General features: G+C 74.2%; 13 protein-coding genes. 7 read left to right on the forward strand and 6 right to left on the reverse strand.

Annotated elements, in window-relative coordinates; genetic code table 11:
- Window positions 1-176: 176 nt before the first annotated feature.
- Both KSP35_RS14530 and KSP35_RS14535 read right to left on the reverse strand, forming a co-directional pair.
- Entirely contained in the window at window positions 177-560 is a 384-nt protein-coding gene (locus tag KSP35_RS14530) for a hypothetical protein (RefSeq protein ID WP_216996532.1), read from the reverse strand.
- A 496-nt stretch (window positions 561-1056) separates the two neighbouring features.
- Window positions 1057-1449 (reverse strand): VOC family protein, encoded by a 393-nt coding sequence (locus tag KSP35_RS14535; RefSeq protein ID WP_254126781.1) that lies wholly within the window; start codon window positions 1447-1449, stop codon window positions 1057-1059.
- 338 nt (window positions 1450-1787) lie between these two features.
- Here KSP35_RS14535 and KSP35_RS14540 point away from each other — a divergent pair, with 338 nt between their 5' ends.
- Window positions 1788-3095, forward strand: a complete 1308-nt coding sequence (locus tag KSP35_RS14540) for a sugar MFS transporter (RefSeq protein WP_216996533.1) — start codon at window positions 1788-1790, stop codon at window positions 3093-3095.
- Window positions 3096-3237: 142 nt separating this feature from the next.
- Here the strand turns inward: KSP35_RS14540 and KSP35_RS14545 are convergent, their stop codons facing one another.
- Entirely contained in the window at window positions 3238-3714 is a 477-nt protein-coding gene (locus KSP35_RS14545) for a nuclear transport factor 2 family protein (RefSeq protein WP_216996534.1), read from the reverse strand.
- 165 nt (window positions 3715-3879) lie between these two features.
- Between KSP35_RS14545 and KSP35_RS14550 the strand changes: the two genes are divergently transcribed.
- Window positions 3880-4104, forward strand: a complete 225-nt coding sequence (locus KSP35_RS14550) for a hypothetical protein (protein WP_216996535.1) — start codon at window positions 3880-3882, stop codon at window positions 4102-4104.
- Window positions 4101-5516, forward strand: coding sequence for a hypothetical protein (locus KSP35_RS14555; RefSeq protein ID WP_216996536.1), 1416 nt, complete (start codon window positions 4101-4103; stop codon window positions 5514-5516). The genes KSP35_RS14550 and KSP35_RS14555 overlap by 4 nt, the downstream gene beginning before the upstream one ends.
- A gap of 25 nt (window positions 5517-5541) precedes the next feature.
- Here the strand turns inward: KSP35_RS14555 and KSP35_RS14560 are convergent, their stop codons facing one another.
- Window positions 5542-6159 carry a hypothetical protein gene (locus KSP35_RS14560; protein ID WP_216996537.1) on the reverse strand — a complete coding sequence of 206 codons (618 nt, stop codon included), beginning with the start codon at window positions 6157-6159 and terminating at the stop codon, window positions 5542-5544.
- Between the two features lie 148 nt (window positions 6160-6307).
- Between KSP35_RS14560 and KSP35_RS14565 the strand changes: the two genes are divergently transcribed.
- Window positions 6308-8665 (forward strand): penicillin acylase family protein, encoded by a 2358-nt coding sequence (locus tag KSP35_RS14565; protein ID WP_216996538.1) that lies wholly within the window; start codon window positions 6308-6310, stop codon window positions 8663-8665.
- Window positions 8666-8791: 126 nt separating this feature from the next.
- Window positions 8792-9625, forward strand: a complete 834-nt coding sequence (locus KSP35_RS14570; protein WP_216996539.1) for an SDR family NAD(P)-dependent oxidoreductase — start codon at window positions 8792-8794, stop codon at window positions 9623-9625.
- 36 nt (window positions 9626-9661) lie between these two features.
- Here KSP35_RS14570 and KSP35_RS14575 read toward each other — a convergent pair whose 3' ends face one another.
- Window positions 9662-9856, reverse strand: coding sequence for a hypothetical protein (locus KSP35_RS14575; RefSeq protein WP_216996541.1), 195 nt, complete (start codon window positions 9854-9856; stop codon window positions 9662-9664).
- A gap of 49 nt (window positions 9857-9905) precedes the next feature.
- Entirely contained in the window at window positions 9906-10472 is a 567-nt protein-coding gene (locus KSP35_RS14580) for a nucleoside deaminase (protein WP_216996542.1), read from the reverse strand.
- A 65-nt stretch (window positions 10473-10537) separates the two neighbouring features.
- On the opposite strand from KSP35_RS14580, the gene ung reads away from it, so the two are divergent.
- Window positions 10538-11209 (forward strand): uracil-DNA glycosylase, encoded by a 672-nt coding sequence (gene ung, locus KSP35_RS14585; RefSeq protein WP_216996544.1) that lies wholly within the window; start codon window positions 10538-10540, stop codon window positions 11207-11209.
- 46 nt (window positions 11210-11255) lie between these two features.
- Complete coding sequence (locus KSP35_RS14590; protein WP_216996545.1) at window positions 11256-12080, forward strand: dienelactone hydrolase family protein; 825 nt, start codon at window positions 11256-11258, stop codon at window positions 12078-12080.
- Window positions 12081-12123 lie beyond the last annotated feature (43 nt).

Genomic DNA, 12123 nt, shown 5'->3' on the forward strand with positions numbered 1-12123 from the left:
TTCCGCCCTTGCCAGGTTTGTCAGGCAATGTCCGGTTCAGATGTCGCATGGACTTCGGACCCAGCGGACCTGCGACCGCACGTGCCCCTCCACCCACCTTCCCAGACGTTCGCCCCTGCGGGGAGGCGGCCGCCGCTGGCCAGGGAGCACGACGAGCGATCAGCCGGTGAGGGCCTTCAGCGGTCGCAACCTTCGTCGTCCGCCCAGGTCCCGAGGGTCCGCATCGCATCGATGCGCCACAGTCCGGTGGAGTGGTGCAGCTGCGCCTTGTTGCGCTGGGAGCGAACCTGCGAGCTCACGACCCTGCCGTCGCTGGTGCGGACCAGCAGTGCGTGCTCCACCAGGCAGAAGGTGACGAAGGCCGTCTCGTCGCCCCAGAGGTCGACCTTCTCGATCGACGGCACCGGCGCGTCGCCGTTCCCGTACTCGACGTGGATGCCGTCTCGGGCGTAGCCCGCCAGGACCTCGCGCAGGCGACCGAGGCTCGGGCCGGACTGCGTGCGGGGCAGGCGCCGGTCTGCGGGGTCGGGATGCTCGGCGACGGCCATCGAGGTGGCCATCGCCTTCAGGAACGAGGCCCTGACCCGGGCCTCGGGGGACGGGGGCTGGGTCGTCGTGGGGGATCGCTCGGACGCCGAGATCGCGCTGGATGGTTCCGCGGCGGCGCTCGTCGGCAGGTCGACCGTGGCATCGCTCGAGCAGCCGCCCACGAGGAGCGGCACAGCCACCGCCGACGTCAGCAGGAGGTGGGCGGTGAGCCTGCGGGCGGACCCAGGCCAGGCAGCCCGGCGGCGGTCGGCGGCGGGCCCGGGTGCGGGGGGGGAGCACGGGCATCGCAGCGAGTATGCGGGTCCACGGCCTTCAAGGCAAACAGACCCCTATCCGTCATTGTCGGTTTTGTCCGGTATGTCTCATGTTGGGCTCGTCGCCGACATCTCCTTGAACGCGAGCCCTACGACAGGTGTCGTCGGCGAAGGCGCCAGGGCTCGGCCTCCGTACGTCCGTCGCGGCACGCCACGCCATCGGGTGCCGCCGGATCGTCCGCCGCGATCGCGTTCAGGCCGCGGGCTGGATGAGGTCCCAGCGGTTGCCGAAGGCGTCGACGAAGACCACGACCGTGCCGTACTCCTCCACCCGGGGCTCCTCGGCGAAGGTGACGCCGGCGGCGGCGTAGCGGGCGTGGTCGCGCCAGAAGTCGTCGGTCTGGAGGAAGAAGCCCACCCGGCCGCCGGCCTGGTTGCCGACGGCGGCCGCCTGGTCGGGCCCGTCGGCCTGGGCCAGCAGCAGCGACGTGCCCACCGAGCCGGGAGGCGCCACCCGGATCCAGCGCTTGCCGTCGCCCCGGTCGGTGTCCTCGAGCAGCTCGAAGCCGAGGTCGCCGCAGTAGTGGGCCACGCCGGCGTCGTAGTCGGGCACGAGGAGGGCGACGAGGGACAGCTGCTGGGTCACGCCGCCACGCTACGACCCCCCACCCGCCGCCGACCTCGGCACCTCCGCCGGCGCTGCGCCACCCGAGGCCGACCCCAGCACCGGTCCAGCGACCCACGACGCACCTGGCTGCGGAGCCGGTCGGATCGAGGGACCGAACTTTGGGTCCCACACCCCCCGCGCACCGGTCTGGGACCCAAAGTTCCCGGGGAGGTCCGAGCCGAGAACGAACGTTGCGTCCCACGCCCCCGCACGCACCGGTCTGGGAACCAAGGTCCACCGAGGGGGCGAGCGGCGTTGTCGTCGGGATCTCGGTGGCCCCGGCGGGGGCGGCGAGGGGCGGTCGGTAGCGTGGTCCGGTGAGCTGGACGGATCGACGGCACTCGCCGCTGGCGGTGGAGTGCGCCACCTACCTGGCGTTCGGCATGCCGGTGGCCATGCTCGGGGCCGGGTGGCCCGAGGCCCGCCACACCTTCGACCGACCCAGCAGCGCGCTCGGCCTCGTCGCCGCCGTCTACGGCCTCGGGCGGCTGGCCACCTCCGCCACCGCGCTCCCGCTGCTCAAGCGGTGGACCATCCGCACGGCCACGGTCGGCCTGCTCGCTGCGCTGGGTGCTGCGTGCCTGGCGGTGGGGCTGGGCCGGTCGTTCCCGCTGCTGGTGGTGGCGTTCGTGGTGGTGGGCGGCGTCTCGGGGGCCCTCGACTCGCTGGGCAACCGCTACCAGACCGTCGTCCGCCTGGTCCGCAACGCCGGGCTCATGTTCGGCGCCTACGGCGTCGGCGCCACGCTCGGGCCTGCGCTCGTGGCCGTGACCACCTGGACCACCGGCTACCTGGTCGCCGCCGCCGTCGCCCTGGCGGCGGCCGCCCTGGCCCGGTCCCACGCCGTGGCCTGGCCCGACGGCATCGAGTCGCCTGCGGCCGGGGCCGCGACGGCGCCGGCCATCGCCGACGACGGTGCCGTTCCCTTCGCCGCCACCCCCACGGTGGCCCCGACCGGCACGGACTGCGAGGGCGGCGACCCCGTCGATGCCACACGGGCGACCAGCGCGCTCGTCCCACCCGGTGCGCCCGTCGGCAGCGCCCACGGGACGCCGGTGCCGAAGGGGCCGCTGGTGCTGTCGCTGGCGTGCTTCCTGGTGTTCTGCGCGCTGGAGGTGACCACCGGGAACTGGACCACCTCGTACCTGGAGGAGCACCGGGGAGCCTCGTCGCAGCTGGCCGGGCTGGCGGTGTCGGGGTTCTGGGGCGGGGTCACGATCGGGCGGCTGGTGATGGGCCGCATCCCCGCCCACCCGCACCGCCTGCTCACCGTCGGCGCCGTGACGCTCACGGCCGCCTACCTGTCGGTGCCGTTCCTGCCCACGGCCGGGTCGATGGTGGCGATCGTGGTGGCCGGCGTGGCCCTGGCCGTCATGCTGCCGACGCTGGTCGTCACCACGGCCGAGCGGGTGGGGGTGGCCGCCACCGGCCGGGTGACCGGCTGGCAGATCCTGGCCGCCAACGTCGGCGGCACGGTGTTCTCGGGCGGCATGGGGTTCCTCGTGTCGCGGACGAACGACGGCGCGCCGATCTGGGTGCTGATCGGCCTCGCCCTCGTCGGCCTCCCCGTCCTCAACCGGGCCCTGGCCGCCCACCCGCCCGACGTCGAGCCCGCCACGCCCTGACGCCGCCTCGGCTGTGCGACCAGGACGGCGGGCATCGGCGCTGGTCGCACGAGCCAGCCGCGCACCGCCACCCATGCGACCGGAACGCCCGGCTGCGCTCTGGTCGCAGAGCGGCGGCCGAACCCTGCCGGGCAGGCTCAGGTCAGGTCAGGTCGGGTGGGAGGGGGAAGACCTCGCCGCTGGGGAAGCGGGCCATGGAGCGGTAGCGCCGGGCGGTGATCCACCAGCGGCCGTCGATGCGCCGGTAGGTGTCGCGGTAGAGGCCGTGGGCGTCGTCGCGACCGTCGACCGAGTTCACCTGGCGCAGCTCGGCCATGAAGACCCGGGCCGTGGCCACGTTCCGGTCCCCGTCGGGCCACAGCTCGATGTGGCTGTTGAGGATGACGAACTGGAAGTGCTCGAAGCGCTCGATGGCCTGGCCCACGAACGTGCCCAGCTCGCCCGGCCCGTCCATGTGCAGTGCGGGCCGGGTGACCAGGTCCAGGTCGACGGTGGCATCCCGGGTGAACAGGTCGTAGAGGCCGGGCCAGTCCCGGCGGGTGACGACGTCGGCGTAGGCCTGCTGGAGCCGGCTGATGGCCACGTGGTCGACGGTCTGCTGCAGGTCGTCCTCGGTCACCGCCGGACCCTACGTCGACCCGCCTCCCGCCGCGCCGGGCGCGACCGGCCACGAGTGGGATCAGCGATGCGGCCGCGAGCGGTCGGTAGGTTGCGGGCGTCGGCGGTGGGGGCCGCCGGCACGGGGGGGATCGGACGACGACCGAGGCACGGGAGCCCGCGAGCCATGACGACCACCACCGCCGGCCGGGATGCCCTGGCCACCGAGCTCGAGGGCCCCGTGCCCGAGGCGCTCGACCCGCTCGCCGACGAGCGGCTGGCCGAGCTGGCTGACCTGCTGGCTGCGGCCAAGGCCCGCCAGGCCGAGGACCTGGCCGCCGGCGCCGAGGAGGCGCTGCGCTTCGTGCCCCGACTGCTGCGCGGGCCGTTCCGCAGGGCGCTCGGCGCGTGAGCACCACGCTGCGGGCCCGCGCCGAGGTGGTGCGCCTCGCCCGCCTGCTCGGCACCGAGCCCGCCGAGCTCGACCACCTGGCCGACGCCCTACCGCCCGAGGCCATCCGCGAGCTGCGCGACCGCTGCGTCGAGGTGCTGTTCGACGCCGGCAGCGAGCGCCTCCGAGGTGCAGCGTCCGCCGCCGCCCTGCTGCCCACCCCCGTGGCCGCCTCGCTGGCGCAGAAGGCCATGGGGCCGGTGCTGTGCGCGCTGCTCGCCGGTTCGGTCGACCGGCGCCGCACCGTCGACATCGCCGACCGCCTGCCTCCTGCGTTCCTGGCCGAGGTGGCCATCCACCTCGACCCGCGCCGGGTGCCCGACGTGGTGGCGGCGATGGCCCCGGCCCGCGTGGCGGCGGTGACCGAGGAGCTGACCGCCCGGAGCGAGCACGTCACCATGGCCCAGTTCGTGGACCACCTCACGCCCGAGGCCCTCGACGCCGCCCTCGCCGTGGTCGACGACGATGCCCTGCTGCGCACCGCCTTCCTCGTGGACGACCCGGCGCGCATCGACCGGATCGTCACCGAGCTGCCCGACGAGCGGGTCGTCGGCCTCCTCGCCGCCGCGAGGACCTCGGCGCTGTGGTTCGAGGTGCTGGCGGTGATCGACGAGCTCGGCCCACGGGCGAAGGGCCGCCTGGCCGACCTCGCCGTCGACGCCGACCGCCAGGTCATCGAGGAGCTGGCGGCCTACGCCCAGGCCGAGGGCCTGTGGGCGTCGGTGCTGCCGCTGGTGGGATCGATCAGCCCGGACCGTCGGGGCCGGGTGGCCAAGCTGCCCACGTTCCACAAGGCGGCGGTGATCGACGCCATCGTCCTGGCTGCGGCCGAGAGCGACCGGTGGGCTGACCTCCTGCCATTGGTGGCCGAGCTGCCGGCGAAGGCGCAGCGGCGGGTGGCCGCCAGCGTGGCCCGCCTCGACGCCGACCTGGTCCAGGACGCGGTGGCGGCCGCCACCCGGGCCGGGCTGATCGACGACCTCGCCCTCGTGCTCGGCGCCATGGAAGAGCCCGACCACGACGAGGTGGTGGGCGCCGCCGTCCGCCGCACCGCTCGGGACCGGACCTGGGCCGACCTGCTGCCGCTGCTCGCCGTGCTCCCGCCCCGCACCCGCCGGCGGGTGGCCGAGCAGGCCGCGGCGCTCACCGACGGCGACCTCGTGGCGCTGGTCCGCTCGGTCGACGCCGCCGGCCTGTGGGAACCGTGGCTCGAGGTCATCGCCGAGCTCGGCCACCCCACCCAGGAGCGCCTCCGCGGCCCCATGGCCAAGCTCTCGAAGCGGGCTCTGCGCACCCTCGACCACCAGGTCGACGGCCTCGGCCTCCGGGGCCGCCTCGGCCCCCTGCACGACCTCCTCGACGGCGACCGCTGACGCGCCGCCGCCGGCAGCGGTGGGGTCAGCCGGCCTTGGCGATGAAGGTGAACTCGCCGCCGCACACCGAGCCGTCGTCCTCGCCGGAGAGGTAGAGGCCGCCGGCGAAGGAGCCGTCGGGGGTGAACGAGCCGGACAGGTCGGGGTGGTACTTGGACCCCTCTTCGGTGTGCTCGACGCTGCCGTCGGCCTTCACCTCGGCGAGGGGGATGGCGACCTTGGTGGCCCGGGTGGACGAGTCGCCGTTGTCGAGCGGCTGGCAGGCGATCTCGAGGCCGGAGACCACGAAGTCCTTGATGTCGCCGTCTCGGGTGAAGGTGACCTGGACCTTGGCGTCCTGCCCGTCGACCGGGCCCGAGTAGGCCTGCGGGCCGCCGCTCGGATCGACCGGCTTGGCCGTGGTGGTGGTCGCCTTGGCGGCCGTGGTGCTGGTGGTGCTGGGTGCCTCGGTGGTGCTGGTGGTGGTGGCCTTCGACGGCTTGGCGGCGGACGTCGTGGTGGTCGTCTTCTTCGAGCCGGCGCTGTCGCTGTCGCTGCTGCAGCCGGCGGCGGCCACGGCCAGGGCGCCGACGAGGGCGAGGCCCAGGAGGCGGGTGCGCCCGGGACGGGTCCGGATCGGGGACGGGAGCTGCAGGCTGGCCATCGCCGCAGGGTAGTGCCGAGCCGTGACCGGATCGCCGCGTCCGGCCGCCGCCGGAGGCGCCGCCGGCGGGGGCCCGATCGACGAACGCCACCGTTCGCCCGACACCCCGACCGCGTGGTCAGATGCTCGCTCGACACGTGGAGGATGCATGAGCGGGCACGGTGACCACCGGTACGAGGCGGACATCCGCTGGACCACGCACGGCGTGGCCCACGTGCGCGCCGCCGACTGGGGCGGCCTCGGCTTCGGCCAGGGCTGGGCCTGCGGACGCGACCACCTGCCCACCATCGCCGACCAGATCGTGAAGGTGCGGGGCGAGCGGGCCCGGTTCCACGGGGCCGGGCCGGAGGGCGGCCACCTGGCGTCGGACTTCGGCTACCTCGCCCTCGGCGTGCGGCGCCGGGCCGAGGCGCTGCGCGACGCCCAGGTGCCGTGGCTGCGCGACCTGGTCTCGGGCTACGTGGCCGGCCTCAACGCCCAGCTGACCGAGTCCCGCGCCGAGGGATCGCTGCCGGCGTGGTGCGCCGACGCGCTCTGGATCCGCCCGATCGACGAGCTCGACTTCTACGCCTACCTCGGCGACGTCGCCCTCATGGGCAGCGGCCGCAACCTGGTGGGCATCATCGGCCGGGCCGAGGCGCCCGGGCCCGACGGCCCCGCCGAGCCGTCACCCCTCTCCGCCCTGGGCGGCGGCGGGGCCAGCGAGGCCTCGCCCGGCGCGCCGAACGGCTGGGCGCTCGGCGGCGACGCCACCGCGTCGGGCCACGGCCTGGTGATGGCGAACCCGCACTTCCCGTGGGGCGGCGAGGCCCGCTTCTGGGAGTGCCACCTCACCATCCCCGGCGAGCTCGACGTCTACGGCGTGTCGCTCATGGGAACGCCCGGCGTGCAGATGGGCTTCAACGCGGAGGTGGCCTGGGCCCACACGTTCTCCCGCGGCAGCCGGTTCACGCTCGCCCGCCTGGACCTCGTGCCCGGCGCGCCCACCACCTACCGCTACGGCGACGAGCAGCGCGACCTGGTGCCCACCACCTACGCCGCCGAGGTCCTCCAGGCCGACGGCACGCTCCAGGCGGTGGAGCGCACCCTCTGGGAGAGCCACCACGGCCCCATGGTGAACCTGCCCCTGCTGGGCTGGGGCCTCGAGACGGCGTACACGTACCGCGACGCCAACCTCGACAACACCGTGGTGGCCCAGCAGTTCCTGGAGATGGACCGGGCCCGCTCGCTCGACGACCTGCAGGACGTGTTCGCCCGCGTGCAGGGCCTGCCGTGGGTCAACACCCTGGCCGCCGACCGCACCGGCCGCGCCTGGTACATCGACGCCTCGGCCACGCCCAACCTCTCGCCGGAGGCCCAGGCCCGGTTCACCGAGCGGGTGGCCACCGACTTCGTGGCCGGGCTGCTCTACGAGGCTCGCGTGGCGCTGCTCGACGGCAGCGACCCGGGCGACGAGTGGGTCGACGTGCCGGGCGCCCGCAGCCCCGGCCTGGTCCCCTACGACGCCCTGCCCCAGCTGGAGCGGCGCGACCGGCTGGTCAACGCCAACGACCCGCACTGGCTCACCCACCCCGACGAGCGGCTCGAGGGCTACTCCGTCCTCCACGGCTTCGAACGGACCGCCCCCAGCCTGCGCACCCGACAGAACCTGCGGGTGGCCGGACGGCTGGCCGCCACCGGGCAGGCCACCGTGCACTCGGTGATCGACGCCGTGCTCGACAACGCCAGCCTCAGCGCCGAGCTGGTGAAGGACGACGTGGTGGCCCGCTGCCGGGCCGCCGGATCGGTCGAGGTGGCCGGGACGACCGTCGACGTCGGCGCGGCCGCCGACGTGCTGGCGGCGTGGAACGGTCGCAGCGAGCTGGACGCCCCCGGCGCCGCGCTGTGGCGCGAGGCCATGGCCGGCTTCACGCCGGCGGAGCTGCGCGACGCCGGCTCCCTCTTCGCCCAGCCGTTCGACGCCGACGACCCGGTGGCCACGCCCCACGGGTTGGCCGCTGCTCCGCCGGGCGACGCACCCGACCCGGTGACCGTGGCCGTGGCCGGCGCGGTCCTCGGCCTGCAGGCCGCCGGGCTGGCCATCGACGTCACCCTGGCCGAGTGCCAGTGGGCCCAGCGGGGCGAGCACCGGGTGCCCGTCCACGGCGGCGGCGAGGGCGAGGGGCTGCTCAACATCCTCGCCCCCATCGGCGCCCTGTCGACCACCAGCATCGAGCCCTCGGCCCCCGTCACCACCGCGGTCCCCGGCCGCACCGACCGCACCGGCCTGCGCGAAGGCGGGTACCAGGTCACCTACGGCACCAGCTTCCTGATGGCCGTGGAGCTCACCGACGACGGCCCGGTCGGCGTCGGCCTGCTGGCCTACGGCGAGTCGGGCGACGACCGCTCGCCCCACCACGTCGACGGCACCGAGGCCTACGCCGCCAAGGCCGTGCGCCCCCTGCTGTTCCACGACGCCGACATCGACGCCGACCCCAACCTCGTCACCCGCACCGTCCGCGGCTGACCGCCCGCCACCGGATCGCTCGCCGCCGCCGATCGGCAGGGCGAGCCCGCCATCGCCCAACGCGGTCGGCGGTCCCGCTGCCGCGACGAGGTCCGAAAGGATGATCGGGCGGGCAGGAGCGGTCCCATGACCGACCGAAGCAGCCAGACCGTGCTCACCACCGGCGCCAACTCCGGCATCGGGCTGGCCACCGTGGTGGAGCTGGCCCGCCAGGGGTTCCGGTCGGTGGGCTCGGTCCGCTCCGACGCCAAGGCCGAGGTCGTGCACGCCGCGGCGGCCGATGCCGGGGTCGAGGTCCACACCGTCCTGCTCGACGTGACCGACGCCGAGCAGTGCGAGCGGGTGATCCAGGGCCTGCCCCCGCTCTTCGGCCTCGTGAACAACGCCGGCTACGCGGTCACCGGGGCCATCGAGGACGTGGGCGACGACGAGGCCCACCGCCTGTTCGAGACGATGGTCCACGCCCCCATGCGCCTGGCCCGCCTCGCCCTCCCGGGTCTGCGGGACGGCGGCGGCCGCATCGTCAACATCTCGTCGATCGCCGGGTTGGCCACCGCCCCGTTCGCCGGCCACTACACCGGGGCCAAGCACGCCCTCGAGGCCCTGTCCGACGCGCTGCGCATGGAGGTCGCCGGCGACGGCGTGAAGGTGGTGCTGGTGGAGCCGGGCGGGTTCAAGACCGGCATCTGGGAGGAGTTCGAGCGCGACATCGCCACCCGCGAGCAGGACGGCACCCGCCACGCCGACGCCTATCGGCGCTCGCTCCAGCTCCAGCGGCTCATGGAGCCGATCATGGGCAGCCCCGACGGCTGCGCCCGCGTGGTGGCCACCGCGCTCACGACGTCGTTCCCGCGCAACCGCTACCTCGTGGGCATCGACGCCCAGGCCATGCTCCTTGCCCAGCGCTTCACGCCCACGTTCCTCAAGGACCGCGTCATCCGGCTGGGCCTCGGGCTCTGACGGCCGGTCCTACGGCGGAGCTGGGCCCTCGGTGGATCAGCCCATCGGGAGGCGGCCGCTGCGCCGGACGAGGTCCTCGAGCTTCTCGTCGTCGATGGCCACGCCGTTGAGCGTGCCGGCGGTGCGGTGGCGACCGGCCATGGCCCGATCGTCGTCCGGGCCCCACTCCTCCCAGTGCAACATCCCACGCATCGTCATGCACTCGTCGGTGCGGAGCAGCTCTTCGTCCATGGACCACCTGAGCACGGAACCGGCGCGATAGCGAACCACGGCCGGGTGATCAGTAGGGGTGGCGGTCCGCCTTGGCCGCCCAGGCGGCGAACGACGGCCGGCCCAGGTCGGGTCGGAGCTGCTGGATGGGGAGGCGGCGCTGGTCGAGCGGGAGGGCGAAGTCCTCGTACTGGAAGGCGTCGTCGAAGCCGATGGCGCGAGCGTCCTCCCAGTCGTTCGAGAAGTGCACGGCGTCGAGCCGGGCCCAGTAGATGGCGCTCAGGCACATGGGGCACGGGGCGCCGCTGGCGTAGATCTCCATGCCCATGAGCATCCGGGCCCGGGCCGGCACCGGGTCGGCCGACCCGGGCGGTCGCGGCGCCAGGGCCAGCGTGGTGCTCGGGCGCTCGGCCACCGCGATGTCCGGCGCGGTGGGGTTCAGGGTCGCCACCGCGTTGCGGATGGCGTCGACCTCGGCGTGGCAGGTGATGTCGCCGGTGAGCAGCACCCGGTTCTGGCCCCGGGCCACGATCTCGCCGTCCCGGGCGATGACGGCGCCGAACGGGCCGCCCCAGTCGTTGGCCACCGACTCGGCGGCCAGGCGGCAGGCTTCGGCCATCAGCTCGTCGGGCGTCACGGCTGCGAGCCTGCCAGAGCGTCGGGGCCAGACCGGGCACCGGAGGCGTTGGGTAGGTTCGGCTCGTGGCCGCCAAGACCGACTGGAACCCGCTGCTGCGAGCCGAGTTCGAGAAGCCCTACTGGGGGGAGCTCCAGCGGTTCGTGGCCGAGGAGCGGGCGCACCACCAGGTCTTCCCGCCGCCGGAGGACGTGTTCGCCGCCCTGCACCAGACGCCCTTCGCCGAGGTCGAGGTGCTGATCCTGGGCCAGGACCCCTACCACGGGCCCGGCCAGGCCCACGGGCTGTGCTTCTCGGTGCGGCCCGGCGTGCCGGTGCCGCCGTCGCTGCGCAACATCTTCATCGAGCTCGAGGCCGACCTCGGGGTGACGGCACCGAACCACGGTTGCCTCGACGCCTGGACCCGCCAGGGGGTGCTGCTGCTGAACACCAGCCTGACGGTGCGGGCTCACCAAGCCGCGTCGCACCAGCGCCGCGGCTGGGAGACGTTCACCGACGAGGTGATCAAGGCCGTCGACGCCAAGCCCGAGCGGGTGGTGTTCATCCTCTGGGGTGCGGCGGCCCGCAAGAAGAAGGCGCTCATCGACACGAGCCGCCACGTCATCATCGAGTCGGCCCACCCCTCGCCGCTCTCCGCCCACAACGGCTTCTTCGGCAGCCGGCCGTTCTCGCGCACGAACGAGGCGCTGGTGGCGGCAGGGCGCGACCCCATCGACTGGACCATCCCGCCCCGCTGAACAGCCCGCCGAGCGGTTCGCGCCGCCGGCAGTACGGTGCGCCCCCATGACCGATGCGGGCCTCAGCAACTTCGAGCACACCACGTTCGCCCACGGTGGCACCGAGCGGGACGTGTTCCGCCTCGGCACCGGCCCAGCGGTGATCGTGATCGCCGAGATGCCCGGCATCACGCCCAAGGTCATCGAGTTCGCCCGCCGGGTGACGGCCATCGGGTGCACCGCGGTGCTCCCCCACCTGTTCGGCGAGCCCGGCCGGGTGGCCACCCACGGGTCCAAGCCCGACCGTGGCGACATGGTCCACATGCTCAAGACCATCGTCCCCGCGTGCGTCAGCCGCGAGTTCACGGTGCTGGCCACCGGCAAGACCTCGCCGGTGGTGACCTGGCTGCGGGCCCTGGCGAAGGACGAGCACGAGCGCTGCGGCGGCCCCGGCGTCGGTGCGGTCGGCATGTGCTTCACCGGTGGCTACGCGCTGGCCATGGCCGCCGACGACCGCCTGCTCGCCCCCGTGCTCTCGCAGCCGTCGATGCCCGTCGGCCTGACCAAGAAGCAGAAGCACAACATCGACATCTCCGCCGCCGACCTGGCCAAGGTCAAGGACCGCTGCGCCAACGCCGGCCTCGAGGTCCTCGGCCTCCGGTTCAAGAGCGACCGCCTGGTCCCCGCCGAGCGCTTCGCCTTCCTGCGCGAGGAGTTGGGTGACGCCTTCACCGGCGTCGAGCTCGACGACGACGACGCCAACCCCGACGCCGCCATGGACCCCCACTCCGTGCTCACCGAGCACCTCATCGACGAGCCCGGCTCCGCCACCCGCGCCGCCCTCGACCAGGTCCTCGACCTCTTCCGCTCCCGCCTCCTCACCTCCGCCTGAGCCAGACCTCGAGCCACGGAACCGTCCTACGACCGAGCCGGTT

The organism is Aquihabitans sp. G128 (genome assembly GCF_019048865.1).
GTDB lineage: Bacteria > Actinomycetota > Acidimicrobiia > Acidimicrobiales > Iamiaceae > Aquihabitans.

Excerpts from the sequence above, each read along its gene's own strand:
- KSP35_RS14530 (WP_216996532.1), bottom strand. The coding sequence starts at position 560 with ATGGCCACCTCGATGGCCGTCGCCGAGCATCCCGACCCCGCAGACCGG.
- KSP35_RS14550 (WP_216996535.1), top strand. The coding sequence starts at position 3,880 with ATGACGACCACCACCGCCGGCCGGGATGCCCTGGCCACCGAGCTCGAG.
- KSP35_RS14560 (WP_216996537.1), bottom strand. The coding sequence starts at position 6,159 with ATGGCCAGCCTGCAGCTCCCGTCCCCGATCCGGACCCGTCCCGGGCGC.
- KSP35_RS14565 (WP_216996538.1), top strand. The coding sequence starts at position 6,308 with ATGAGCGGGCACGGTGACCACCGGTACGAGGCGGACATCCGCTGGACC.
- KSP35_RS14570 (WP_216996539.1), top strand. The coding sequence starts at position 8,792 with ATGACCGACCGAAGCAGCCAGACCGTGCTCACCACCGGCGCCAACTCC.
- KSP35_RS14575 (WP_216996541.1), bottom strand. The coding sequence starts at position 9,856 with ATGGACGAAGAGCTGCTCCGCACCGACGAGTGCATGACGATGCGTGGG.
- KSP35_RS14590 (WP_216996545.1), top strand. The coding sequence starts at position 11,256 with ATGACCGATGCGGGCCTCAGCAACTTCGAGCACACCACGTTCGCCCAC.